Origin of the sequence: Micromonospora sp. NPDC050397, from assembly GCF_044901685.1 — a bacterium.
GTDB lineage: Bacteria > Actinomycetota > Actinomycetes > Mycobacteriales > Micromonosporaceae > Micromonospora_G.
Map to the genome: position 1 here is coordinate 42,108 of NZ_JBJDPS010000002.1, position 24,038 is coordinate 66,145.

Annotated in this window: 21 protein-coding genes and 1 pseudogene; 15 read left to right on the forward strand and 7 right to left on the reverse strand. The window is 71.5% G+C overall.

What is annotated here, in order from left to right:
- Positions 1-240: 240 nt before the first annotated feature.
- The gene (locus tag ACI2K4_RS06330) at positions 241-1,038 is read right to left on the reverse strand and encodes an IclR family transcriptional regulator (RefSeq protein ID WP_404509273.1); all 798 of its coding nucleotides are present in this window, start codon (positions 1,036-1,038) and stop codon (positions 241-243) included.
- 54 nt (positions 1,039-1,092) lie between these two features.
- On the opposite strand from ACI2K4_RS06330, the gene eda reads away from it, so the two are divergent.
- The 4 genes from eda (at position 1,093) to ctaD (ending at position 6,139) form a co-directional block, all read left to right on the forward strand.
- The gene (eda, locus tag ACI2K4_RS06335; protein ID WP_404509274.1) at positions 1,093-1,833 is read left to right on the forward strand and encodes a bifunctional 4-hydroxy-2-oxoglutarate aldolase/2-dehydro-3-deoxy-phosphogluconate aldolase; all 741 of its coding nucleotides are present in this window, start codon (positions 1,093-1,095) and stop codon (positions 1,831-1,833) included.
- Positions 1,830-2,933, forward strand: coding sequence for a sugar kinase (locus tag ACI2K4_RS06340; protein ID WP_404509275.1), 1,104 nt, complete (start codon positions 1,830-1,832; stop codon positions 2,931-2,933). Before eda ends, ACI2K4_RS06340 begins: the two co-directional genes overlap by 4 nt.
- A 115-nt stretch (positions 2,934-3,048) precedes the next feature.
- On the forward strand, positions 3,049-4,158 hold the full coding sequence (locus tag ACI2K4_RS06345; RefSeq protein WP_404510277.1) for an FAD-dependent monooxygenase: 1,110 nt from the start codon (positions 3,049-3,051) through the stop codon (positions 4,156-4,158).
- A 223-nt stretch (positions 4,159-4,381) separates the two neighbouring features.
- Positions 4,382-6,139: a cytochrome c oxidase subunit I gene (ctaD, locus tag ACI2K4_RS06350; RefSeq protein ID WP_404509276.1), complete on the forward strand. Its 1,758-nt coding sequence runs from the start codon at positions 4,382-4,384 to the stop codon at positions 6,137-6,139.
- A 134-nt stretch (positions 6,140-6,273) separates the two neighbouring features.
- Here ctaD and ACI2K4_RS06355 read toward each other — a convergent pair whose 3' ends face one another.
- The 4 genes from ACI2K4_RS06355 to ACI2K4_RS06370 form a co-directional block, all read right to left on the reverse strand.
- Entirely contained in the window at positions 6,274-7,545 is a 1,272-nt protein-coding gene (locus ACI2K4_RS06355; protein ID WP_404509277.1) for an MFS transporter, read from the reverse strand.
- A 64-nt stretch (positions 7,546-7,609) separates the two neighbouring features.
- Positions 7,610-8,191, reverse strand: coding sequence for a nicotinamidase (locus ACI2K4_RS06360; RefSeq protein WP_404509278.1), 582 nt, complete (start codon positions 8,189-8,191; stop codon positions 7,610-7,612).
- A 45-nt stretch (positions 8,192-8,236) separates the two neighbouring features.
- Complete coding sequence (locus ACI2K4_RS06365) at positions 8,237-9,523, reverse strand: nicotinate phosphoribosyltransferase (RefSeq protein WP_404509279.1); 1,287 nt, start codon at positions 9,521-9,523, stop codon at positions 8,237-8,239.
- 52 nt (positions 9,524-9,575) lie between these two features.
- Positions 9,576-12,266: a LuxR C-terminal-related transcriptional regulator gene (locus ACI2K4_RS06370; protein WP_404509280.1), complete on the reverse strand. Its 2,691-nt coding sequence runs from the start codon at positions 12,264-12,266 to the stop codon at positions 9,576-9,578.
- Positions 12,267-12,473: 207 nt separating this feature from the next.
- Between ACI2K4_RS06370 and ACI2K4_RS06375 the strand changes: the two genes are divergently transcribed.
- The 3 genes from ACI2K4_RS06375 (at position 12,474) to ACI2K4_RS06385 (ending at position 15,048) form a co-directional block, all read left to right on the forward strand.
- Positions 12,474-14,108 (forward strand): hypothetical protein, encoded by a 1,635-nt coding sequence (locus tag ACI2K4_RS06375; protein ID WP_404509281.1) that lies wholly within the window; start codon positions 12,474-12,476, stop codon positions 14,106-14,108.
- A gap of 91 nt (positions 14,109-14,199) precedes the next feature.
- Positions 14,200-14,490 (forward strand): ATP-dependent Clp protease adapter ClpS, encoded by a 291-nt coding sequence (clpS, locus tag ACI2K4_RS06380; protein WP_404509282.1) that lies wholly within the window; start codon positions 14,200-14,202, stop codon positions 14,488-14,490.
- A gap of 63 nt (positions 14,491-14,553) precedes the next feature.
- Entirely contained in the window at positions 14,554-15,048 is a 495-nt protein-coding gene (locus ACI2K4_RS06385; RefSeq protein WP_404509283.1) for a DUF2017 domain-containing protein, read from the forward strand.
- A 66-nt stretch (positions 15,049-15,114) separates the two neighbouring features.
- On the opposite strand, the gene ACI2K4_RS06390 is transcribed toward ACI2K4_RS06385, so the two are convergent.
- Entirely contained in the window at positions 15,115-15,978 is an 864-nt protein-coding gene (locus ACI2K4_RS06390) for an aldo/keto reductase (RefSeq protein WP_404509284.1), read from the reverse strand.
- Positions 15,979-16,105: 127 nt separating this feature from the next.
- On the opposite strand from ACI2K4_RS06390, the gene ACI2K4_RS06395 reads away from it, so the two are divergent.
- The 3 genes and pseudogenes from ACI2K4_RS06395 to ACI2K4_RS06405 all read left to right on the forward strand — a co-directional run bounded on the left by ACI2K4_RS06395 (position 16,106) and on the right by ACI2K4_RS06405 (position 18,100).
- Positions 16,106-16,594: a Mov34/MPN/PAD-1 family protein gene (locus ACI2K4_RS06395; protein ID WP_404509286.1), complete on the forward strand. Its 489-nt coding sequence runs from the start codon at positions 16,106-16,108 to the stop codon at positions 16,592-16,594.
- 70 nt (positions 16,595-16,664) lie between these two features.
- Positions 16,665-16,964 (forward strand): annotated as a pseudogene (locus ACI2K4_RS06400) (MoaD/ThiS family protein); the annotation flags it as partial.
- 170 nt (positions 16,965-17,134) lie between these two features.
- Positions 17,135-18,100 carry a PLP-dependent cysteine synthase family protein gene (locus tag ACI2K4_RS06405; protein ID WP_404509287.1) on the forward strand — a complete coding sequence of 322 codons (966 nt, stop codon included), beginning with the start codon at positions 17,135-17,137 and terminating at the stop codon, positions 18,098-18,100.
- Between the two features lie 64 nt (positions 18,101-18,164).
- On the opposite strand, the gene ACI2K4_RS06410 is transcribed toward ACI2K4_RS06405, so the two are convergent.
- Complete coding sequence (locus ACI2K4_RS06410) at positions 18,165-18,920, reverse strand: hypothetical protein (RefSeq protein WP_404509288.1); 756 nt, start codon at positions 18,918-18,920, stop codon at positions 18,165-18,167.
- A 287-nt stretch (positions 18,921-19,207) separates the two neighbouring features.
- Between ACI2K4_RS06410 and ACI2K4_RS06415 the strand changes: the two genes are divergently transcribed.
- The 5 genes from ACI2K4_RS06415 to rdgB all read left to right on the forward strand — a co-directional run bounded on the left by ACI2K4_RS06415 (position 19,208) and on the right by rdgB (position 23,952).
- On the forward strand, positions 19,208-19,954 hold the full coding sequence (locus ACI2K4_RS06415) for an MBL fold metallo-hydrolase (RefSeq protein ID WP_404509289.1): 747 nt from the start codon (positions 19,208-19,210) through the stop codon (positions 19,952-19,954).
- 101 nt (positions 19,955-20,055) lie between these two features.
- A complete protein-coding gene (locus tag ACI2K4_RS06420) occupies positions 20,056-21,198 on the forward strand; it encodes a glycosyltransferase family 4 protein (protein ID WP_404509290.1) in 1,143 nt (380 codons plus the stop codon).
- A 5-nt stretch (positions 21,199-21,203) separates the two neighbouring features.
- A complete protein-coding gene (locus ACI2K4_RS06425; protein WP_404510278.1) occupies positions 21,204-22,325 on the forward strand; it encodes a glycosyltransferase in 1,122 nt (373 codons plus the stop codon).
- Between the two features lie 253 nt (positions 22,326-22,578).
- The gene (gene rph, locus ACI2K4_RS06430) at positions 22,579-23,307 is read left to right on the forward strand and encodes a ribonuclease PH (RefSeq protein WP_404509292.1); all 729 of its coding nucleotides are present in this window, start codon (positions 22,579-22,581) and stop codon (positions 23,305-23,307) included.
- 30 nt (positions 23,308-23,337) lie between these two features.
- Entirely contained in the window at positions 23,338-23,952 is a 615-nt protein-coding gene (rdgB, locus tag ACI2K4_RS06435; RefSeq protein ID WP_404509293.1) for an RdgB/HAM1 family non-canonical purine NTP pyrophosphatase, read from the forward strand.
- Positions 23,953-24,038 lie beyond the last annotated feature (86 nt).

Below are 24,038 nucleotides of genomic sequence, written 5' to 3' on the forward strand. Positions count from 1 at the left end.
ACTTCCGGTTCCCACGACCCACGGGAGCGCTCCCACAACCACCCAATACATTTACACGCACAACTCCCCCACGCAACCACCCCCCCCGCCGCGCCCCCTTCCCCGCCCCCACCCCCACCCCGTCGATCTAGCGCAGATCAGCGCTTTTTGATCTCTGGCGACGACGATTTCCCCTGGATCGACGCCCGGGAGGGGCGGGGGGAGGAGGGAGGGGAAGGAGGGTGGGGGTGGCGGGCGGGGTTAGAGGGTGGGGAGGAGGGGGCGGGCGGCTCGGATTTGGTGGAGGGCGGTGGTGAGGGCGGCGACCACCTGTTCCTCGCTTGTCGCGCCGAGCCGGCTGGCCGGGATCGAGAGGCTGATCGCGTCTGTGGCCGGTGAATGCATCGGAACGGCCATCGCGAAACAGACGATGCCGTCGGTGTTCTCCTCCCGGTCGACCGCGTAACCACGGGACCGGACGGTCGCCAGCTCGGTGTGCAGGGCGTCGGGATCGGTGATGGTGTGGGCGGTCAGGGCGGCCAGTGGCCAGGTCAGCAGGTGGTCCACCGCCTCGTCGGGGCGTTCGGCGAGCAGTGCCTTGCCCAGTGCGGTGGCGTGCGCCGGCAGGTGTCGGCCGATCGCGCTGTAGAGCCGCAGCGGGTGCACCGACTCACGTTTGGCCAGGTAGACCACGTGTGGCCCGTCGAGCCGGCCGAGGTGGACGGTCTCCCCGAACTCGGCGGCGAGCTGGTCGAGCACCCCGCTGAGCAGTCCGGTGACGGTGTCCGTCTCCAGGTAGGCGGCGCCGACCTGGAGGGCGCGTACGCCCAGGCCGAACCGGGTCCCGGTGGCGTCCGCCTCGACCCAGCCGCGCTGGATCATCGTCCGGAGGATGCCGTGCAGGCTGCTCTTCGGGATGACCAGCGCGCGGGCCAGTTCGACCAGCGAGCGCGGGCCGCCGCCGTCGGCGAGCGCATCGAGCACGTCCAGGGTCCGCCCGGCGGACTTCACCGGCTGGAACGCGTCTCCCCTGGTCGCGTCGGCGGCGGCGGTGGTCATGGCGGCCACTCTAGCCCGCTTGACAGGCAGGGTGACCGCAGTATGGTCACGTATGTGACTAGCGTTCATCATTCTGAACAATCATCGGGTTCGTCGAGCGCGCCGGAGGGCGCGTCGGGACCCGGGTCGGCGGCGCTCGACGGAGCGGGCCGGCACTCGGTGCCGTCGGCCATCGCGGCGGGGCGGATCCTGCCGGTGGTGGTGCTGGAGGACGCGGCGTCGGCCGAGCCGCTCGCCGCCGCCCTGACCGCCGGCGGGCTGCACAGCGTCGAGGTCACCTTCCGGACCGACGCCGCGGCCGAAGCCATCAAGGTGATGGCGCAGCGGCCGGACCTGCTGGTCGGCGCCGGGACCGTACTCACCCCGGCGCAGGTCGACCGGGCGGTCGAGGCGGGCGCCCGGTTCGTCGTCAGCCCCGGCTTCGGACCCGCCGTCGTACGGCACTGTCAGGAGTTGGGCGTGCCGGTCTTCCCCGGTGCGGCGACCGCCACCGAGATCCAGATGGCCCTCGACGCCGGGCTGGACACGGTGAAGTTCTTCCCGGCCGAGCAGCTCGGCGGACTCAACATGATCAAGGCGCTGTCCGCGCCGTTCCGCTCGGTGCGGTTCATCCCGACCGGCGGCGTCAACACCGCCAACCTGACCGACTATCTCGCCCACCCCTCGGTGCTCGCCGTCGGCGGCACCTGGATGGTGGCACCGGCGCTGCTCGCCGCCGGACGCTTCGACGAGGTCACCCGACTCACCGCCGCCGCGGTCGCCGCCGCCCACACCGCCACCGGAGGTCAGCAGTGACCGCGTTCCCGCTCCGCCCGGCCGACAAGTGCCGGTACGACCTGGTCTCGCTCGGCGAGATCATGCTGCGGCTCGACCCGGGTGAGGGGCGGGTGCGTACCGCCCGGGGGTTCCGCGCCTGGGAGGGGGGCGGCGAGTACAACGTGGCCCGGGGGCTGCGGCGGTGCTTCGGGATGCGTACGGCGGTGGTCACCGCGTTCGCCGAGAACGAGGTCGGCCGGCTGTTGGAGGACCTGGTGCTGACCGGAGGGGTGGACACCTCCCTGATCAAGTGGTTCCCGTACGACGGGATCGGGCGCACGGTCCGCAACGGGCTCAACTTCACCGAGCGGGGCTTCGGCGTACGGGGTGCGGTGGGCACCTCGGACCGGGGGCACACCGCCGCCAGTCAGCTCCGCGCCGACGACGTGGACTGGGACCACCTCTTCGGCACGCTCGGCGTGCGCTGGCTGCACACCGGCGGGATCTACGCCGCGCTCTCCGAGACCACCCCGGAGACGATCGAGGCGGCGATGGCGTCGGCCCGGCGCCACGGCACCGTTGTCTCGTACGACCTCAACTACCGGCCCAGCCTCTGGAAGGCGGTCGGTGGACAGGCCCGTGCCCAGGAGGTCAACCAGCGGCTGGCCCGGTACGTCGACGTGATGATCGGCAACGAGGAGGACTTCACCGCGTCGCTCGGCTTCGAGGTGCCCGACACGGACGAGTCCCTGACCGAGCTGGACGCGGCGAACTTCCGCCGGATGATCGAGGCGGTGACCAAGGAGTACGACAACTTCCGGGTGGTCGCCACCACGCTGCGTACGGTGCGTAGCGCCACGGTCAACGACTGGGGCGCGGTGGCCTGGTCCGCCGCCTCGGGTTTTGTCGAGGCGACCCACCGGCCGAACCTGGAAATCCTGGACCGGGTGGGCGGCGGCGACAGCTTCGCCTCCGGTCTGGTGTACGGGCTGATGGCCCACGGCGACCTCGCCCTCGCGGTGGAGTACGGCGCGGCCCACGGCGCGCTCGCCATGACCACGCCCGGCGACACCTCGATGGCCAGTCGGTGGGAGGTAGAGGCCCTGATGGGGGGCAGCGGGGCACGCGTCCAGCGTTGACAATCTCCCGGGGAGACTCCGGCACCACCGGTGGTGGTGCTATCGGTCAGCGGTCGCACGGAGTAGCGTCTTGGCTTCAACGCGTGCCGAGTCCCCTCCCGGAGGCGTCACCAACATGCTCGGTTCCACCACCCAGCGCATCCTCGTCGTCGGCGGTGGCATCGCCGGCCTGGCCACCGCCCGGGCGCTCCGGCTCGCCGGCTTCCGGCCGGAGGTCACCGAGTGGCAGTCGGCTCCCATGGCGGTCGCGGGCGGCATCTACCTGCTGGGTAATGCCGCCCGCTCGCTGCGCGAACTGGGGTTGGACGGTCCGGTCCGCCCGCTCGGCCAGGTGATCGGTCGGCAGCGCTGGCTCGACCTGCGTGGCCGCCGGCTCTGTGAGGTGGATCTCGGTCTGCTCTGGGCCGGGGTGGGGGAGTGTCGGGCGCTGCCCCGCGCCGAACTGCACCAGGTGCTGCTCACCGCGGCCGGCGGCGAGGTCCGCTATGCCACCGGGATCAGCGCTCTCACGCTCGGGCCGGAGACGGTGGAGGTCACCTTCGACGACGGCCGGCGGGCCGAGTACGACCTGGTGATCGGGGCCGACGGGCGGCACTCGACGGTGCGCGCACTGGCCGCGCTGGGTGGACCGGCACGGGCGGTGGGGCAGGTGACGTACCGCAGCGTGGTCACCGGTGGACCCCGGGTCACCGAGTGGACCGCGCTGCTCGGGCAGCACTCCGCGTTTGTCGTGGTGCCGATGGGCGCCGGTCGGCTGCACTGCTACGCCGACGAGACCTGCAACGAGGTGCCGGAGGACCCGGTGGCCCGGCTCCGGGAGCGGTTCGCCGAGTACGGCGGCCCGGTCCCGGGTGTGCTCGACGCGATCCGCTCGGTACGGGTGGCGACGAGTGACGAGGTCGAGTTGGGACGCTGGTCCCGGGGACGGGTGGTGCTGGTCGGCGACGCGGCGCACGCCACCGCGCCGACCCTGGCCCAGGGTGCCGCGATGGCGTTCGAGGACGCGCTGGTGCTGGCCGGCGCGCTGAGCAAGGCGGAGAGTGTGCCGGAGGCGCTGCTCCGGTACGAGAGCCGCCGCCGGCCGCGTACGAAATGGGTGTTGGACCGGACCCGGGACCGGGACCGGACCCGCGACGTGCCGCCGCCGCTGCGCGACCCGTTGTTGCGCGGACGCGGCGCGCGCATTTTTGCCGAGCACTATCGCCTGCTGCTCGATCCGGCGTAATCAGGCGGTTACCGCCCGAACCGAAGCAACCGCCGGTCATCCGGCTGGCCCCGCTCTGTTGCAGCCGGGCAAGCGCCTCCGGCGGCGCGTCCGCCCACCCGGCGCCGGAGCCGCCGCTGCTGGGGACTATTCTCGCCTGCGAGATGCGGCCAATAGAGAATCAACAGCGCGTGCGGATCGAATCTGTGGGCGCAGTGGGACTAACGAGAACCGGAGGCCACTCGTGACCACCGTCGCACCGAAGCCGATCGTGACCCGGCCGTGGCCGGTCCGCCAGCCGGTCAGGGGTTCGGCCATCGCGCGGCTGCTGCGTACGACGGACGCGAAGCAGATCGGGATCATGTACATGATCACCGCGTTCGCGTTCTTCATGATCGGCGGCCTGATGGCCCTGCTCATGCGCGCCGAGCTGGCCCGACCGGGGCTGCAGTTCCTGTCGCCGGAGCAGTACAACCAGCTGTTCACCATGCACGGCACGATCATGCTGCTCTTCTTCGCGACGCCGATCGTGTTCGCCTTCGCGAACTACGTGGTGCCGCTGCAGATCGGCGCGCCGGACGTGTCCTTTCCCCGGTTGAACAGCTTCGCCTACTGGCTCTACCTGTTCGGCGGCACGATGGCGCTCGGTGGCTTCGTCAGCCCCGGCGGCGCCGCCGACTTCGGCTGGTTCGCGTACGCGCCGCTGAGCAGCGTCGAGAACTCCCCGGGGGTCGGCGCCAACCTCTGGATCGTCGGCCTGGCCGTGTCGGGTCTGGGCACGATCCTCGGTGGCGTGAACATGATCACCACGATCCTGACGCTGCGTGCCCCGGGCATGACGATGTTCCGGATGTCGATCTTCAGCTGGTCCATCCTGGTCACCAGCCTCCTGGTGATCATGGTCTTCCCGCTGCTCGCGGCTGCCCTCTTCGCGCTCGCCGCCGACCGGATCCTGGGTGCGCACGTCTTCGACGCCGCCACCGGCGGGCCGATGCTCTGGCAGCACCTCTTCTGGTTCTTCGGGCACCCCGAGGTCTACATCGTCGCGCTGCCGTTCTTCGGCATCATCAGCGAGGTCATCCCGGTCTTCTCCCGCAAGCCGATGTTCGGCTACAAGGGCATGGTCGGCGCGATGATCGGTATCGCCGCGCTGTCGATGAGCGTCTGGGCGCACCACATGTTCGCCACCGGCCAGGTGCTGCTGCCGTTCTTCTCGTTCCTCAGCTTCCTGATCGCCGTACCGACCGGTATGAAGTTCTTCAACTGGATCGGCACCATGTGGCGCGGCCAGATCAGTTTCGAGGCGCCGATGCTCTGGGCGGTCGGCTTCCTGGTGACGTTCCTCTTCGGCGGTCTCTCCGGCGTACTGCTGGCCAGCCCGCCGGTCGACTTCCACGTCTCGGACACGTACTTCGTGGTGGCGCACTTCCACTACGTGCTCTTCGGCACCATCGTGTTCGCCGTCTTCGCCGGCATCTACTTCTGGTTCCCGAAGATGTTCGGCCGGATGCTGGACGAGCGCCTGGCCAAGGTGCACTTCTGGCTCACCATGGTCGGCTTCCACACCACCTTCCTGGTGCAGCACTGGCTCGGCGCCGAGGGCATGCCCCGGCGGTACGCCGACTACCTGCCCGACGACGGTTTCACCACGCTCAACACGATCTCGACGATCGGCGCGTTCATCACCGGTATCTCGACGCTGCCGTTCATCTACAACGTGTGGAAGTCGTACAAGACCGGCCCGGTGGTGGAGGTCGACGACCCGTGGGGTCACGGCAACTCGCTCGAATGGGCCACCAGCTCGCCGCCGCCGCTGCGTAACTTCGACCGGATGCCCCGGATCCGCTCCGAGCGGCCGGCGTTCGACCTGAAGTTCCCGGAGCTGGCCGCCGGTCACTCCCTGGTCGGCCCGCCCGAGGGCGGCGCCAAGCCGCTGACCAGCGAGTCCGACGGTGGCGCCAGCTACCAGGAGGACGTCGCCTCCGACATCGACCGGCACTGAGCCAGCCGCCGGTCACCTGAAGCGGTGCGAAGGCGCCGATCCCCGTCCGGGGATCGGCGCCTTCGCACTGTCGTACCGGGCGTCGCAGGACGAGCTGTAGGGCCGGGACTTCGTACGACCGTCGCGGGGCCCGTTCAGTGTGCGGTGGGGGCACCCGTGCCGCTGGTGGCGAGCGCGTCGGTTCCGGTCCGCTCGGGGCCGTCGGTGGGGTGGACGTCCCGCTGCCGGCGGCGCAGCTCGATCGGGAGCACGACCAGGGCGATCAGCGTGCCGAGCAGCCCGGTCGCGGCGAAGCCCCAGACCGGGGCCGAGGAGTCGATCACCGCGCCGGCCAGCGGTGCCCCGACCGCGATGCCGACGGTGATCGCGGAGCCGTGCAGCCCCATCGCCTCCCCGCGTACGCTCGCCGGCGCCAGCCGGCTCACCGCGTCCGCGCTCGCCGCCAGGGTCGGGGCGCAGAGCGCGCCGGCCGGGAGCAGGGCGAGGCAGAGCAGCCACCACTGACCACCACCGAGCCCGACCGGGATCGTCGCCACACCGAGCAGCACGGTCAGCAGCAGCGGCGAGACCGGGCGGGAGAGGGCGCCGTACGCGAATCCACCGACCAGCGAGTACGCGGCCCACATCGTCAGCACCAGCCCGGTCCAGCCGATCTGGCCGGATTCGCGCAGCACCGCCACCACCGCCACGTCGGTGCCGCCGAGCACCAGCGTGCTCGCCGTGGCGAGCGCCAGCAACCCGACCAGACGCGGGGTGAGCCAGTCCCGGCGGGCCAGTGGTACGGCCGGGGTGGTCGCCTCGTCGGCCGTACGGGTCGGCGGGTCGAGCAGGTAGAGCAGGATGCCGGAGAGGACCATGCCGGCGCCGATGGCGTACATGGTGATCTCGGGCGACCCGGCGGTGGCCAGGAGTACGGCGAGCGCCGGCCCGGTCATGAAGGAGATCTCGACCGACATCGAGTCCAACGCGTACGCCTGCCGCCGTTGCGCGGGCGGCACGAGCGCGGCGATGGACTGCCGGACCACGGAGAAGACCGGCAGCGTGAGCAGGCCGCCGAGCAGTACCGTACCGAGCAGGAACGGGTAGGACAGGCTCGGCGCGGAGATCCAGAAGACCGCCGACGCGATCGTGGTGACCGTCAGCATCGGCCGCAGGCCGCGCCGGTCGACCAGCCGGCCGAGCAGGGGCGCGCCGAGCGCCGAGCCGACGGTCATGAACGCGCCGACGAGTCCCGCCGGGCCGTAGCCGTAACCGAGATCGACCACGTGCAGGGTCATCACCACGGCGCTGGCCGCCATCGGCACCCGGGCCAGGATCGACACCAGCAGCAACGGTCGGAGCCCCGGTAGCGCGAGCACTCCCCGGTAAGGCTTGAGATTCAACAAGGTCCGTACCTCCCGGACCATCTTGGCCCAGGGGCGACGGCTGCGCGCTACCGGGTTTTCCCCGCTGACCGGCGGTTCCGGTCGGTCAGCGCTCCTTGATCACCGGCTGGCCGAGCAGCTCGACGCCCGCCCCGTCCAACTCGTCCAACGTCTGCGCGGTGGTGTGCCCGGAGACGCCGGCGGTCAGGTCGAGCAGCACGGTGGTCTCGAAGCCCTCCCGGAGCGCGTCCAACGCGGTGGCCCGTACGCAGTGGTCGGTGGCGATGCCGACCACCTCGACGGTGTCCACGTCGTGCCGGCGCAACCAGTCGGCCAGACCCTCGCCGTCGTCGGCCAGCCCCTCGAAGCCGGAGTACGCCGCCGACCGTTCCCCCTTACGGAAGACCGCCTCGATCCGGTCGGTACGCAGGTTCGGGTGGAAGTCCGCACCCGGCGTACCGGCGACACAGTGGCTCGGCCACGAGTCGACGAAGTCCGGTGCCTCGTCGAAGTGCGCACCCGGGTCGACGTGGTAGTCCTTGGTCGCCACCACGTGCCCCCAGCGCTGCGGCTCGGCGGTGATCAGGTCGGAGATCGCGGACGCGACCTGGGCTCCGCCGCCGACGGGGAGGGTCCCGCCCTCACAGAAGTCGTTCTGCACGTCGACGATGATCAGTGCTCGACTCATCTGGGTCGCCTCCTTCGGCAAGGGTCAGCTCGTGTCTGGGAAAGGTCAGCTCGTGGGAACCACGGTGACCGGGATCGTCGGGTCTCCGGCGGAGAGTTTGAGCCCCTCCCAGGGGATCGAGATCAGGCACTGGCGCAACTGTTCCCGGGACTCGGCCAGGGTGGGCAGGTCCACCGGCTCACCGGCGACCAGGAAGCTGCGCTGGAGCAGGCGGTCGTTCGGCCGGTGGTCGGGCACCCCCTGGGAGACCACGATCTCCTCGGTCGCCGTACCGGTCGGCTTGTGCCGGCGGATCGCCACCTTGCGCCCGCCCACGGTGGCCTTGTTCTCCGAACGCTTGACCACCGGGCGGCCATCCACCTCGACCAGCTTGTAGACCAGCCCGGCGGTGGGCGCGCCCGAGCCGGTGACCACGGCGGTGCCGGCGCCGTACATGTCGACCGGCTCGGCGGCGAGCGCGGCGATGGCGTACTCGTCCAGGTCGCCGGAGACGATGATCTTCGTTTCGGTGGCACCGAGCGAGTCGAGCAGTTCGCGCGAGTGTTGGGCGAGCACCGACAGGTCACCCGAGTCGATCCGGATCGCCCGCAGGTCCGGGCCGGCGACCGCGATCGCGTTCCGGATGCCCTGCGCGATGTCGTACGTGTCCACCAGCAGTGTCGTGTTCTTGCCCTGCGCCGCGACCTGCGAGGCGAACGCGGCCGACTCGTCGTCGTGCAGCAGGGTGAACGCGTGTGCGGCGGTGCCGGCGGTCGGGATGCCGTAGCGCTGTCCGGCCGCCAGATTGGAGGTGAAACCGAACCCGGCCAGGTACGCCGCCCGCGCGGCGGCGACCGCGGCCTCCTCGTGGGCCCGCCGGGAACCCATCTCGATCACCGTACGGCCCCGGGCGGCCGTCACCATCCGGGCCGCCGCGGCGGCGATCGCGCAGTCGTGGTTGAGCACCGAGAGGGCCAGCGTCTCCAGCACCACACACTCGGCGAAGGTGCCGGAGACGGTCAGGATCGGCGAGCCGGGGAAGAACAGCTCGCCCTCGGCGTACCCCTCGACGTCCCCGCTGAAGCGGAACCGGGACAGCCAGGCGGCGGTCTGTTCGTCGACCACGCCCGTCGTCCGCAGCCAGTCCACCTCGGCGGGGTCGAAACGGAAGTCGCGGATCAGCTCGACCAGGCGGGCCGTGCCGGCGACCACGCCGTAACGTCGGCCGGTGGGGAGCCGACGGGTGAACACCTCGAAGACGCACTGGCGGTCGGCGGTGCCGTCGCGGAGCGCGGCACTCACCATGGTCAGCTCGTAGTGGTCGGTCAGCAACGAGGAATGAGGATTGCTCACCCGCCTAGCGTAAGCGTGCCCCAGACGGACCGGGACGGCATGACCCGAGTGTTCACGCGGTGGGCTTGCCGTCGTGGTCGGGCAACGCGCGCAGCGCCGGCCACAACTCCCCGCGACCGGTCACGCCGAGCTTGGCGTAGACCCGTTGCAGGTGATTTTCCACGGTCCGGGTGGAGATGTAGAGCTGCTCGGCGATATTGCGGCTCGGCACCCCACCGGCGGCCAGCCGGGCGATCTGCCGCTCCCGATCGGTCAGGGCCGGCTGCTCGGCGATCAGCGCCGGGCTGCGTACGGTGTCACAGCGCTCCAGCAGCGCGCCGAGCCGTACGTTCGCCTCGTGCGCCCGGGGCGACTTTCTCTCGCGCAGCCGGGCCACCGCCATCGCGGTCGCCTCGGCGGCGAAGAGGCCGAGGTCCAACTCGTCGAAGTCGTTCGCGACGGCGAGCAGTTCCTCACCGGAGCGGGCGGCCACGGCCCGGGCGTGCCGGGCCAACAGCGGGGGCAGCACGCCCTCGACGGTCTCGGTCAGCTCGGTCAGCCGGTGTGCCACCGTCTGCCGGCGGCCGTCCCGGGTCTCCCGGCCGATCTCCAGATCGGCCCGGTCCAGCCGGACCAGGTCGTGCAGCGCCAGCACCTCGTGCGCGCTCAGCCCGTCGGTCCGCAGCCGGTCCACCAGCTTCGACAGGTGACCGGCCGCTCCCTCGAGATTGCCGGTCGCCGCGATCACGGCGGCGCGGGCCTGCTCCCGCCAGGGGTAGAGGATCATCATGCCGTCCCAGTGCGCCCGGTCGGAGGCGGCCATCGCCTCGGTCGCCTCGGCGGTCTCGCCGCGCAGCGCCGCCGCGTGCGCCCGCTCGGCGTGGGCCAGGCCGGCGAAAACCCGACTGGTGGTGAGCATCGCGCAGGCGTCCGTGCTGGTCGTCAGCGCGTCGCCGGTCCGGCCACGCAACCTGGCGGCCTGGGCGCGCAGGATGGACAGATAGCCGGAGCCGAGCCGGAAGTCGCCGGCCACCGCCAGGTCGGCGAACTCGGCCGCCACGATCTCGTCGATGCCGGTCAGGTCCCCGGCGAGGGCGAGCCGGGTGCCCCGGGCCAACTCCAACGCGAGCTGTAGGTACGGCATGTCGTCACGCCAGGCGGCCTCGTCGGCGGCCACCCCGGCGATCGCCCGTCCGCTGTGCAGCAGTTCGCCCCGGGCGGCCTGGAGGTGCGCGATGGTGCACCGGGCCAGGCCCCGGGCGGCGACCGTCGCCGCCGGCCGGTCCAGCACCGCCCGGCTCAGCCGCAGCGCCTCGACGAGGTCGAGCTGGTGCAGGCGCATGATCGCCTCGAACGCGCGGACCCGGGCCCGGGCCGGCGGGTGGTCGAGGCGATCCGCCTCGGCCGAGATCTCCTTGATCGTCGACTGCTGGCTGAGTCCCCAGTAGGTCACCATCCCGCGTACGGTGAGCCACCGGCCGCGCTGCTCGTCCGTGGTGCCCTGGTCGACGACCTTGTCCAGGACGGTGATCGCCTCCCGGGGCTGGTCGGTGAACATCAGGATGGTGGCGAGCTGTTCGGCCGCCTCGAATTTGCCGTTCTTGTCGAGCGCCGCCCGGGCCAGCCGGGCGGCGAGCGGTACGTCGAACCGCCCGAACGCCTGCCCGGCCGCACGCAACAGCAGCTCCGGGTCCTGCGCGGTGTCCGAGTCGAGCCGCCACACGGCCAGCCGGAGCAGGTCGTCCCGGCGGTTGTTGCCAACCTGCTCCAACAGGTCGGCGAGGGTGGCCTTGAGCCGACGGGTCCGGACCGCCGGGCACCTCTTACGCACCAGGTCGCCGTAGAGCGGATGGCCCAGCCGTACGTTCCGGCGCCGGTCGTCGTGGAGCTCGCGGATCAGTTCCCGTTCGAGGGCGTTCTCGACATCCGTCGGCTCGACGATCTGGAGCAGCAGTCGCATGCCGATCGGCTCGCCGAAGGCGACCAGTTCGAGCACCCGCCGCACGCCGGGGGTGAGCTGCCCGATCCGGTCGTCGATCAGCTCCTCCAGACTCGGGGCCAGCCCGAGTTCACCGGTGCCGGCCCAGGACCAGGTGCCGTACTCGTTCTTGGACAGTTCGTTGGTGGTGATGCCGGCGAGGACCAACTCGCGCAGCATCAGCGCGTTGCCCTGGGTGTACTTGTACAGCTTGTCGGCGGAGATGCTGTCGAGTGTGCCCTCTTCGAGCAGTCCGTTCACCATCTCGTGCGCCTCGGCCAGTGGCATCGGGCCCAGCGCGGTGTGCTCGACCAGGTCGTCCCTCCACAGTGCCCGGATCGACAGCGGGATCTCCTCGCCGCTGCGGACCGTGCAGAGCACCTTGGCGTTCTCACCGTGCGCGATCAGGTAGACCAGCGCGGCCGAGGAGGGGTCGAGCAGGTGGGCGTCGTCGATGGCGAGCACCATCGTGCGCCCTGCGGCCTGCTGTTGCAGCGCGTCGAGCGCCCAGCGCAGCACCCCGGCGGCGGAGAGGCCGGCGGGCTGGTCCGCCGGGAGGACCTGGGCCAGCCCGCCGAACGGTAGCCCGCTGGTGGCGATGTTGCCCGACGCCTGCCAGACCGCGAACTGGTCCGACGGCAGGCGTTTCACGACCTCCCTGAGTATTCTGCTCTTGCCGATCCCGGCGTCACCGCTGAAAATGAGGCCGCGACCGCTCGAACTGGTTGCGGCGGCGGTCAGTCGGGCGAGTTCAGCCGAGCGGCCGACGAAGTTCCACAGAGCCATCTCCGCAGCATATCGATCTGACTCGTTCCGAGCGTGTTCTACGGCGCGCCGGAGTTGAGTATCGCGGTTGATACCGATGAGTAGCGGTGGTGCTCGCAGCGTGCGGGCATCGACACGTAGCGTTCTCCATGTCCGGGGCGCAATGCCGGACTTCTACCCGTCCGGCGTGATCCGCTGGACGCTCCAGCAGGTCAGGGAGGCCGCCGCATGGAGTCCGGACCGCGTAAAACCAATACCGGTTCCGGCCCGGCCCGCGCGTTCGCCGACACCGAGGCGGGACCGGACGGGGTCGAGCCGCGTCCGGTGCGAGCCGATCGGCCGGGTGTAGTCCCGCCGCCGCCCGAACCCATCCGGGTCGACGAGGCGGAGTTGGAAGCCGTACCGGACGAACCGGTCGCGGTTGTCGCGGTCGGTCCGGCCGGCGCCGGGCGTGGCGCCGTGCTCGCCGCCCTGCTCGGGATCGGCGAGTCCGTGCCACGGGTGCCGGAGGGGACCTTCCTGGTGCTCCGGCACGGGACCTCGGTCACCGGTTCGGCCTACGTGCCGGGCTACCGCGAGCCGCACGCGTACGGCACCGGGGCGACCGGCGCCGGACCCGCGCTCGCCCGGCCACCACGTCGGGTGGAACTGACCCTCACCGAGCCGCTGCTGCGCCGGTTCGACGTGGTCGACACCCCGGACACCGGCGACCTCGGGCCGGCCGGCATCCGGGTCCTGCTCGACGTCGTGGACCGGGCCGGTGGGTTGCTGTTCGTGATCTCGGCGGAACAGGCGCTGACCGCGACCGACCTCGACCTGCTGACCCAGGCCGCGCGGAGCGGGGCGCGGGTCTTCTTCGTGGTCACCCCGGGGCCGGGCGGCTGGCCCGAGCCGGGCGAGGCCGACCCGGCGACGGACCCGGAGCGGAAACCGGACCTCGACCCCGCGATCGGGTACGTGTTGCTCGACTCCGCCACCGACCCGGTCGAGGTGATCCTGGACGCGCACCGGGCCGCCCTGCTCGCCGCCGTGCCGTCGCTCGCCGCCGCCGAGTGGCTGCCGCTGGACCCCGGGCGCGAGGACCCGATCCGCCTGCGGCACGCCCTGGACCACTGGGCGGAGCGGGAGGCGTTGCACCGGGTCGCCGCGCACCCGCCGGTCGTGCCGGAGGCGACCCGGACCGTTCCGGTCGCGGCGGGCGCGCCGGACTCGCACTGGGCCGACTGGCTCGATCGTGAGGTGCACATCCGGGCGCACCGGCTGCGGCAGCACCTGGCACTCGAACTCGCCAACATCCACCTGCGCTGCGTGCAGGTGCTCGTCTTCGGCGGCGGCTGCCGGGCCCTGCCCGGGGCGTTGGACCGGGAACTGCACGCCCTCTCCCTGCGTGCGGTCGCCGAATCCGACCAGGGGGTGGAACGGATCCTGACCGAGACTCTCACCCGGGTCTTCGGTGAGGCACCCGACGAGGCCGTACGTCGGCGGGTCGCGGTCGCCGTACGGTGGGGGTTCCACGACGACCGACCCGGCCGGGAGCTGGACCGGGTGCTGCTCGTGACGAGCACCGGCGGGGTGGCGGCGGTCACCGGCCCGGCGGCCGTCGCGGCGCTGGCGGTGTATCCCGGCGAACTCGGCGGGCTGGTGCTGCCGCCGATCGGCGCCGGCCTCTCCGGCGGTTGTTACCAGCACTGGCGCAACCCGTCGAACGCGGACGTGGCCAAGGCCCGGTCGTGGCTCCAGCGGGCGCTGCGGGAGGTCGAGCTGGAGCTGGCCCGCGAGCTGACCCGGCGGTTCGAGGCGGTGCAGACATCGCTGAGCGCGGTGCTCGACGACGCCGTCGAGCACGGCATCCTGCTCGCCTGAAGCGACCCGGTTCGCGGGTCCGGCCGAAGTTCCGGACATCGGCGGCGTTCCGGTTCAACAGTTCCCGTGAGGCAGTGGCACGATGGAGGGCATGGCGGCTCCCCAGATCGCACCAGTCGAGACGCCGGACACCGAGGAGGTGCCGGTCTCCGACCGGGCCTGGGTCACCATCGTGTGGGACGACCCGGTGAACCTGATGTCGTACGTCACATGGGTGTTCCAGAAACTCTTCGGCTACAGCCGCGAGAGGGCCGAGCAGCTCATGCTCGACGTGCACCACAAGGGGCGCGCGGTGGTCTCCAGCGGTGCCCGGGAGCGGATGGAGCACGACGCGTCCCAGTTGCACGCGTACGGGCTGTGGGCGACGGTCGACCGGTCGTGATCAGAGGGCACCGGGCGGGTCGTACCGGTCGAACGGCAAGGGTGACGGGGAAGCGGAGTGGGCATGTTCCGGCGCTACGGTGAACACTGTGTGGCCACGTTCACCGCGGATGACGTACGGGTGCTGCGCAAGGTCGCGGGCGAGGTGGTGGGCCTGCTCACCGACGGCTTCGACCACGACGACCCCGTGGTCGGCCGCCTCTTCCCGGACATCTACCCGGACGACCCGGGCAACTCCGCCGAGTTCCGCCGCTACACCGAGGGCGACCTGAAGACCGGCAAGATCGACCAGGCCGGGGCGATCCTCGCCGCGCTGCCGTCGGAGAGCGGGGGTGAGGTACGTCTCGACGCCGAGGCGGCCGAGGCGTGGCTCCGCGCGCTCAACGACGCCCGGCTGGCGATGGGCGTACGGCTGGAGATCAAGGACGGCACCGACCTGGGTGACGAACTCGACGAGGCGATCCTGACCGATCCCACCTCCAGCCGGGTGTTCCAGCTCTCCGTCTACGCCTACCTGGGCTACCTCCAGGAATCACTCCTCAACGCCCTGGTCGACTGAGGTGTAAGGAAGGGCCCCTTATTAACGCATAGCGTTAATAAGGGGCCCTTCCTTACACTCGGCGGCTCAGCCGAAGGTGAGGGCGGCCAGTTCGTCGTCGTCCAGGGTCAGCGCCGTGGCGGCCACCGAGTCGAGGATCGACTCCGGGCGCCTCGCCCCGGGGATCGGGATCACCACCGGGGACTGGGCCAGGTGCCAGGCCAGGCAGATCTGCTGCGGGCTGACCCCGCGCGAGGCGGCCACGTCGGCGAACGGCTGGAACCGGCTGCCCAGTTGCGCGGCCTGTGCGCTGCCACCGAGTGGGGCCCAGGGCAGGAACGCGATGCCCAGCTCGTCGCAGAGCATCAGCTCCGGCTCGGAGCTGCGGAACGCGGGGGAGAACTGGTTCTGCACCGAGACCAACCGGCCGCCGAGGATCTCCTGGGCCTGCCGGATCTGCTCCGGGTTCGCGTTCGAGATGCCGGCCATCTGGATCTTGCCCTCGTCGAGCAGGTCGCGGACCGCGCCGATCGAGTCCGCGTACGGCACCGAGAGGTCCGGTCGGTGGTGCTGGTAGAGGCCGATCGACTCGACCCCGAGCCGCTTGAGTGACGCCTCGCAGGCCGCCCGGATCTGCTCCGGCCGCCCGTCCTCGCCCCATGTCCCGTCGCCCGGCCGGAACATCCCGCCCTTCGTGGCGACCAGTACGTCCGAGGTGTCGCCGCCGTAGCCGGCCAGCGCCCGTGCGATCAGGGACTCGTTGTGCCCGACCTCGTCGGCGTGCACGTGGTACGAGTCGGCCGTGTCGATCAGTGTCACACCGGCGTCGAGCGCGGCGTGGATGGTACGGATGGACCGGTTGTCGTCGTCCGGGCGGCCCTCGACCGACATCGGCATGCCACCGAGCCCGATCGCGCTCACCTCGACCGCACCGATGCGGCGGTTCTTCATGACAGAGCCCTCCTTGGATGAAATCTCATTGACAGCTTCCCTCCCCGGGGGCGGGTTAACCCGTTCGGGGCCGCGAGGGGGTGAGTGGGCGGAGTCGGCGTGGCGGCACAGGCGGTAGGCTGGTGCCGTGCTGAGCATCGACCGGGCGATCCGCGACGCGATCGTCGCGCACGCTCGTCGGGATCATCCCGACGAGGCCTGCGGTGTGGTCGCCGGCCCGGCCGGCAGTGACACGCCGACCCGACACATCCCGATGGACAACGCCGCCCGGTCCATGACCTTCTACGAGTTCGACTCGATGGAGCAGTTGCGGGTGTGGCGGGAGATGGACGACCGGGACGAGGAGCCGGTGGTGATCTACCACTCGCACACCGCGACCGAGGCGTACCCGTCGCGTACCGACATCTCCTTCGCCGGTGAGCCGGGCGCGCACTACCTGCTGGTCTCCACCCGTGATCCGGACACCGAGGAGATCCGGTCGTTCCGGATCGTGGACGGGTTGGTGACCGAGGAGCCGGTCCGGATCGTCGAGGCCGCGGTGGATCCCGACGCCGTGCAGTCCTACATGTTCGGGCAGAGCCCGACGACGGTCGACTACGAGTGTTCCGGCCGCTGACCGCCTTCGCGCGGAGAGTGCCCTGTCCGTAGTCCCCTTCCCCGAAACCGTCGCATCCAGGAGTAAGAGCATGGCCATCGAGGTTCGCATCCCCACCATCCTGCGCAGCTACACCGGCGGCGCGAAGATCGTCGAAGGTAGCGGCGACACCATCGCCGAACTGTTGTCCAACCTGGACACCACGCACAACGGGCTCCGTGCCCGGCTGGTGACCGACGAGGGCACGCTGCACCGGTTCGTCAACGTCTACGTCAACGACGAGGACGTACGGTTCCTGGGCGCGCTCGACGCGAAGGTCGCCGACGGCGACACCGTCACCATCCTGCCGGCCGTGGCCGGCGGCGCGTTCGGCTTCGCGGCGGCAGCCGCGATCATCTCGCACGGTGCGGCGGCAGCCGGGTCCGTCTCGCACGGTGCGGCGGCAGCCGGGTCCGTCTCGCACGGTGCGGCGGCGGCCGAGACCGTCTCGCACGGTGCCTCGGCCGTTGGTGACGCGGCCGGTCGCCGCGCGCCGGTCACCACCCGCTGAGGGCGGCTGCCGTGGCGCGGTACGACAGCCTGCTCGACGCCACCGGCGGTACACCGCTGGTGGGGCTGCCTCGCCTCTCGCCGACGGTGCCCGAAGGGGCACCGCCGGTGCGGCTCTGGGCCAAACTCGAGGACCGTAACCCGACCGGCAGCATCAAGGACCGGCCGGCACTGCACATGGTCCGCGCCGCCGAGGCGGCCGGCCGGCTCCGGCCGGGCGACACGATCCTCGAACCGACCAGCGGCAACACCGGCATCTCCCTGGCCATGGTGGCGAAGCTGCACGGCTACCGGTTGGTCTGCGTGATGCCGGAGAACGTCTCGGCCGAACGGGTGCAACTGCTCCGGATGTACGGCGCCGAGATCATTTTCTCGCCGGCCGCGGGCGGTTCGAACCAGGCGGTGGCGACGGCGAAGCAGATCGCCGCCGAGCACCCGGACTGGGTGATGCTCTACCAGTACGGCAACGAGGCCAACGCGCGGGCGCACTACGAGACGACCGGGCCGGAACTGCTGCGGGACCTGCCGACCATCACTCATTTTGTGGCCGGGCTGGGCACCACCGGCACCCTGATGGGGATCGGCCGGTTCCTGCGGGAGAAGGTGGACGAGATCGAGATCGTCGCCGCCGAGCCGCGTTACGGTGAGCTGGTCTACGGGTTGCGCAACATCGACGAGGGCTACGTGCCGGAGTTGTACGACGCAACCGTACTGAGCCGCCGGTTCTCCGTCGGGACCCGGGACGCGGTGCTGCGTACCCGGCAACTGGTCGAGGTGGAGGGGATCTTCGCCGGCTTCTCCACCGGTGCGATCCTGCACGCCGCGCTGGCGGTGGCGCACGAGGCGGTACGAGCCGGGCGGCGGGCCGATGTCGCGTTCGTGGTCGCCGACGGGGGCTGGAAGTACCTGTCGACCGGCGCGTACGGCGGCACCCTGGGCGATGCCGAGGAAGCACTGGAGGGGCAGCTCTGGGCTTGATCGCCGAGTGGCCGCCGGCTCCCCTCGGGTGACCGGCTCCCGGACCGCTCCGGGCGGTCGGCGGCTACAACGCGGCGAGGGTCAGCGCCAGGTTGACCGCGAGCGGCACGGTGGCGAGGCCCAGCATGATCCAGGGCAGCCGAGGGTGCCGGATGAAAAGGAACGCGACCATGGTCAGCACGATGCCGCCGAGGCCGATGCTGGCCATGGTCGGCTCGTACCAGTTCGGCGCCACACCGGCGACGATCGCGACCAGTCCACGCAGCCCGGTCCCGAGTCCGACCAGGCCGAGAACGGTCGCCCAGCCGCACACGCCGAGGATCTGCCGGCTGGTGCCCCTCGGTCCGGCGCGCCGGCTACAGATCGGGTGGTCGGCGGTGGGCGCGGCCCACGGCACGAGAGGCGGCCGCGCGGTGGGCGTGGCCTGCCGCACCGGCGGAACGTACCCGGCCGCCGCCGGCACGCCGGGTGGGTGGGTCGCCGTCGCCAGGTCGGGTGGGACGGTCATGGTCGACACCTCGGGTGGGGCGGTCCCGGTCGTGATCCCGGTCCCGGTCCCGGTCCCGGTCCCGGTCGTGGCCGTGGCCGACAGGGCGGGTGGGACGTCGCCGATCAGGTCAGCCAGGGCGGAGGCGGCCGTGTCGATCGTGTCGACCCGTGGCAGCGTGGCCAGCGCCTGGTCGGTGGCGCCCGGGTCCGCGGTCGGTGTGGGCGGCCGGATCGAACCGGGCGTCACCAGCGGTACGGCGGCGACGGCGATGGTCGGCGTGGCCGCCGCCCAGAGCGGGCCGGCAGTCGTGTGATCAGCCTCGGAGGGCACGATGCACCGTCCTGGTCCAGGTCATTGCCCGTGGCTTCCGACGGGCGTTGTCACCTGATGCAACGCTCAGGTGTGACAGGGCGTAACGGCGCGGTTGGCGAAGTCGTTCGGACCTTGGGGAAGGCGGAGGTTGGGCCGGTGTCACCTTGGCGACAACAAGCACGAGTTTTTTCTTGGCTCCCCGTGTCGAAGCGTAGGCTGCGCACCGTGACAGAGGCGCCGGCGAAGATCGTCTACTCATTGGTCGGCGGGCTGTCCGTGACCATCGGTAACTTCAGGACAACCGGATGCGACTGACAGTTCTGGGCTGTGCCGGGAGTTTTCCCGGCCCCGAGGCGGCCTGTTCGGCCTACCTTGTCGAGGCTGAGGGGTTCCGGCTGCTGGTCGACTTCGGCTCGGGCTCACTCACCGCGCTTCAGCGCTATGCCGGGCTGCACGCGGTCGACGCGATCGTCCTGACCCACCTGCACTGTGACCACATTCTCGACGCGGTCACCTATGTCGTGGTCCGCAGGTACGCCCCGGACGGACCGTACCCGCCGTTGCCGGTGTACGCACCGGCCGGTGCGCCCGATCGCCTCGCCGCCGCGTACAGCCAGGAGGAGGCGGGCGTCGACGACGTCTACACCTTCTACGGCCTGCAACCCGGGACCTTCCCGATCGGGCCCTTCTCGGTCACCGTCGACCGGGTCAACCACCCGGTGGAAACCTACGGCGTACGGCTGGAGCACAACGGTCGTTCACTGGTCTATTCCTCGGACACCGCGCCCTGCGAGGCGCTGCTGCGACTGGCCCACGGCGCCGACCTCTTCCTCTGCGAGGCGAGTTATCTCGACGGGGTGGACAACCCGCCTGACCTGCACCTGACCGGGCGCGAGGCGGGGGAGATAGCCACCAAGTCCGAGGTCGGCCGGTTGGTGCTGACCCACCTGGTCAGTGCCTGGGGCAGCGAGGCGCTCACCCACGAGGCGGCAGCGTCGGCGTTCGCCGGCCCGGTAGAAATCGCCCGCCCAGGCGCCAGGTACGAGATTTAGCCGCAGATCGGACATCGACGGCGACATCTTGTGCGGCACTGTTTGCCGGACGGTCAGCTAACCGTCGCCCGCCGCACCAGCGCGGGTTCCACGGTGAGCGCATGCGCATCGCGATCGTCACGGAGTCCTTTCCGCCGGATGTCAACGGTGTGGCGCACTCTGTCGTCCGCGCCGCCGAGCATCTCGTCCGCCGGGGGCACACCCCGATCGTGATCGCGCCGGCGCCGTCCTCGACCATCCGTGGCGCCGCCGACGACCATCCCTACCCGGTGATCCGGGTGCCGAGCGTGGCGGTACCGCGCTACCGCAGCTTCCGGCTCGGCCTGCCGTCCGGGCGGCTGGCCGATGCGCTCAACCAGCACGCCCCCGACGTGGTCCACCTGGCCAGCCCGTTTGTTCTCGGTGCCCGGGGCATGACGGTGGCCGGTCAGCTCGACCTGCCCACCCTCGCGGTGTACCAGACGGACCTGGCCGCGTACGCCCGCCACTACCGGCTCGGCTGGGGCGAGGCCGCCGCGTGGCGCTGGTTGCGCAACATCCACAACGCCGCCGACCGTACCCTCGCCCCGTCCACCCGGTCCGCGGCGGATCTGGTCGCGCACGGCGTACAGCGGGTCTGGTTGTGGCGCCGGGGAGTGGACAGCGTCCGGTTCGACCCCGCGCTGCGCGACGAGGCGACCCGCCGGGAACTCGCCCCGAACGGTGAACTGCTGGTCGGGTACGTCGGCCGGCTCGCGGTGGAGAAGCGGGTGGAACTGCTGGCGGCCACCTCCCGGCTGCCCGGCGTACGGCTGGTCATCATCGGTGACGGTCCGGCCCGACGGGACCTGGAGAAGGCCCTGCCGGGAGCGGTCTTCCTCGGCTCCCAGCAGGGGGCGGACCTCGCCCGGCTCTACGCCAGCCTGGACATCTTCGTGCACAGCGGCCCGTACGAGACCTTCGGCCAGACGGTGCAGGAGGCGCTCGCCAGCGGTCTGCCGGTGGTCGCGCCGGCCGCCGGTGGTCCACTCGACCTGGTCGAGCCAGGGGTGACCGGGACCCTGGTGCCGCCGGAGGACGGTGCGGCGCTGGCCGAGGCGGTGGCCGACCTGGCCGGTGACCCGGAGCGTCGGCAGGCGTACGGGATCGCGGCCCGGGTCGGCATCTCCGGTCGTAGCTGGGCCGCGGTCGGCGACGAGTTGATCGGCCACTACCGGGCGGTGCTGACCGGCGCCGCCTCCACCTCCCGGCGGATCGCCGCGTGACGGCGCTGCGCATCGTCCGGTTGGCGAACTTCGTCACCCCACGCTCCGGCGGGCTGCGTACCGCGCTGCGCTGCCTCGGCACCGGTTACCGGGCGGCCGGGCACGAGCCGGTGCTGGTGATCCCCGGTGAGCGGGAGAGCGACGAACTCGTCGGCGCCGACCGGGTGATCACGCTCCCCGGTCCGACGGTGCCGGGTATGGGCGGTTACCGGGTGCTGGCCGGTCGCCGCCGGCTCCGCCGGCTCCTGGACGAACTCGCACCGGACCGGCTGGAGGTCTCCGACCGGTCCACCCTGCGCTGGACCGGCTCCTGGGCCAGGGCACACGGCGTGCCGTCGCTGATGGTGTCGCACGAGAGCCTGAGCGGACTGCTCGGTGTCTGGGGCACCCCGCCGTCGGTGGGTGAACGGATCGCCGACCGACTCAACGGACGCAGCGCGGCGACGTACGACCGGATCGTCTGCACCACCGACTGGGCCGCGGCCGAGTTCCGCCGCATCGGCACACCGAACCTGACCCAGGTGCCACTCGGCGTCGACCTGGAGGCGTTCCACCCCGAGCGCCACGATCCCGAGGTACGGGCCGAGTACGCCACGGCCGACGAGGTGCTGCTGGTGCACTGCAGTCGGCTGTCCCCGGAGAAGCGGCCCGATCTGGCGGTGGACGCGCTGGTGGCGCTCCGCGAGGCCGGCGTACCGGCGACCCTGGTCGTGGTGGGCGACGGGCCGCGACGGGCCGCGCTGGAGTACCGAGCGACCGGCCTGCCGGTGCACTTCACCGGCTTCCTGCCCGACCGCGACCGGGTGGCGGCGCTGCTGGCCAGCGCGGACGTGGTGGTGGCGCCGGGGCCGGTGGAAACGTTCGGGCTGGCCGGCCTGGAGGCCCTGGCCTGCGGTACGCCGGTCGTGGTCAACGCCGCGAGCGCGCTGCCGGAGGTGGTCGGGGAGGCGGGGCTGGGCGCCGACGGGACGGGTGCCGCGTTCGCCGAGGCGATCGTGACGCTGCTGTCCCGGCCGGAGCGGCGGGCGACGGCACGGGCGCGGGCCGAGCGGTTCGGCTGGGCGGCCTCGGTCGAGGGCTTTCTCCAGGCGCACGACGCCCCGGTGGGGGTGCCCGCGACGGCGTGACGGCCGCTCGCCCTGTCCCGGGCCGACCACCACCGCCACGCCACCCCCGGCGGAGACCCGCGGTCCCGACCGGCTGCGACGGGCGCCATGCCCCGCAGTCGATCGGATGGTCCTCCTGCCGGGCCGGTGGCAGTCGGGACCCCCGGGCCGGTGGTAGTCGGGACCCCCGGGCCGGTGGTAGTCGGGACTTCCGGGACGGCGGCAGTCGGAACCCCGGGACGGCGGGCCGTGGCCAAACACATAGGCTGCCACCATGGCACGACCTGATGGGCGGCAGCCCGACGAACTCCGCCCGGTGACGCTGACCCGGCAGTGGAGCGTGCACCCGGAAGGGTCCGTGCTCGTCGAGTTCGGCCAGACCCGGGTGCTCTGCACGGCGAGCGTGACCGAGGGCGTGCCCCGTTGGCGCAAGGGGTCGGGGCTGGGCTGGGTGACCGCCGAGTACTCGATGCTGCCCCGGGCCACCACCACCCGGTCCGACCGGGAGAGTGTCAAGGGTCGGGTCGGTGGGCGTACCCAGGAGATCTCCCGGCTGATCGGTCGCAGCCTGCGGGCCTGCATCGACCTGAAGGCGCTCGGCGAGAACTCGATCGTGCTCGACTGTGACGTGCTCCAGGCCGACGGCGGTACCCGTACCGCCTCGATCACCGGGGCGTACGTCGCCCTGCACGACGCGGTCGGTTGGTTGGCCGCGCGCAAGGCGCTCGCCGGCAAGCCGGCGTCGGTGATGCACAGGTCGGTCGCGGCGGTGAGCGTCGGCATCGTCGACGGCGAGCCCCGGCTCGACCTGAACTACCTGGAGGACGTGGCGGCCGAGGTGGACATGAACATCGTCTGCACCGGCACGGGTGACTTCGTCGAGGTGCAGGGGACCGGTGAGGCGAACGTCTTCGGCCGGGACCAGCTCGACGCCCTGCTCGACCTCGGGGTGCTCGGCTGCGCCGAACTCGCCGACGCCCAACGCAAGGCCCTGGCCGAGTAGGTGACGACAACCGTGGAGCGAGGAGAGCGGATGACCCGGGTGCTGCTGGCGACCCGCAACGCCAAGAAGTTGGTCGAGCTTCAGCGCATCCTGGACGGCGCGCTCGGTCCACAGCGGATCGAACTGGTCGGACTGGATGATCTGCCCGCGTACCCGGAGGTGCCCGAGACCGGCCTGACCTTCGGCGAGAACGCCCTGCTGAAGGCCCGCGAGGGGGTTCGGCAGACCGGACTGCCCACGGTGGCCGACGACTCCGGCCTGGCCGTGGACGCGCTCAACGGCATGCCCGGGGTGTTCAGCGCCCGGTGGTCGGGCAAGCACGGCGACGACCGGGCCAACCTGGAGCTGGTGCTGGGCCAGGTCGGCGACGTACCGGACGAGCACCGGGGGGCCGCCTTTGTCTGCGCGGTCGCGCTGGTCCTGCCCGGTGGCAAGGAGCACCTGGTCGACGGCAGGCAGACCGGCCGGCTGTTGCGCGCCCCCCGGGGCGAGGGCGGCTTCGGCTACGACCCGATCTTCCTCGGCGACGGGCAGGAGCGGACCAACGCCGAACTGACCCCGGCCGAGAAGGACGCGGTCAGCCACCGGGGCAAGGCGCTGCGCGCCCTGGCCAAGGTGATCGCCAAGACGCTCCTACCCGCCTGAGCCCCACTCCCGCCCGCCCGCCCACTCCCGCCCGCCCTCCCGCCCACTCCCGCCCGCGCCCACAGGCGTTAATAAGGGCCCCTTGT

Coding starts and splice junctions, on each gene's coding strand:
- ACI2K4_RS06355 (WP_404509277.1), bottom strand. CDS start 7,545: ATGGTCCGGGAGGTACGGACCTTGTTGAATCTCAAGCCTTACCGGGGA.
- ACI2K4_RS06330 (WP_404509273.1), bottom strand. CDS start 1,038: ATGACCACCGCCGCCGCCGACGCGACCAGGGGAGACGCGTTCCAGCCG.
- clpS (WP_404509282.1), top strand. CDS start 14,200: ATGGCGGCTCCCCAGATCGCACCAGTCGAGACGCCGGACACCGAGGAG.
- ACI2K4_RS06360 (WP_404509278.1), bottom strand. CDS start 8,191: ATGAGTCGAGCACTGATCATCGTCGACGTGCAGAACGACTTCTGTGAG.
- ACI2K4_RS06370 (WP_404509280.1), bottom strand. CDS start 12,266: ATGGCTCTGTGGAACTTCGTCGGCCGCTCGGCTGAACTCGCCCGACTG.
- ACI2K4_RS06375 (WP_404509281.1), top strand. CDS start 12,474: ATGGAGTCCGGACCGCGTAAAACCAATACCGGTTCCGGCCCGGCCCGC.
- rph (WP_404509292.1), top strand. CDS start 22,579: ATGGCACGACCTGATGGGCGGCAGCCCGACGAACTCCGCCCGGTGACG.
- ACI2K4_RS06345 (WP_404510277.1), top strand. CDS start 3,049: ATGCTCGGTTCCACCACCCAGCGCATCCTCGTCGTCGGCGGTGGCATC.
- ACI2K4_RS06420 (WP_404509290.1), top strand. CDS start 20,056: ATGCGCATCGCGATCGTCACGGAGTCCTTTCCGCCGGATGTCAACGGT.
- ACI2K4_RS06385 (WP_404509283.1), top strand. CDS start 14,554: ATGTTCCGGCGCTACGGTGAACACTGTGTGGCCACGTTCACCGCGGAT.
- ACI2K4_RS06415 (WP_404509289.1), top strand. CDS start 19,208: ATGCGACTGACAGTTCTGGGCTGTGCCGGGAGTTTTCCCGGCCCCGAG.
- rdgB (WP_404509293.1), top strand. CDS start 23,338: ATGACCCGGGTGCTGCTGGCGACCCGCAACGCCAAGAAGTTGGTCGAG.
- ACI2K4_RS06390 (WP_404509284.1), bottom strand. CDS start 15,978: ATGAAGAACCGCCGCATCGGTGCGGTCGAGGTGAGCGCGATCGGGCTC.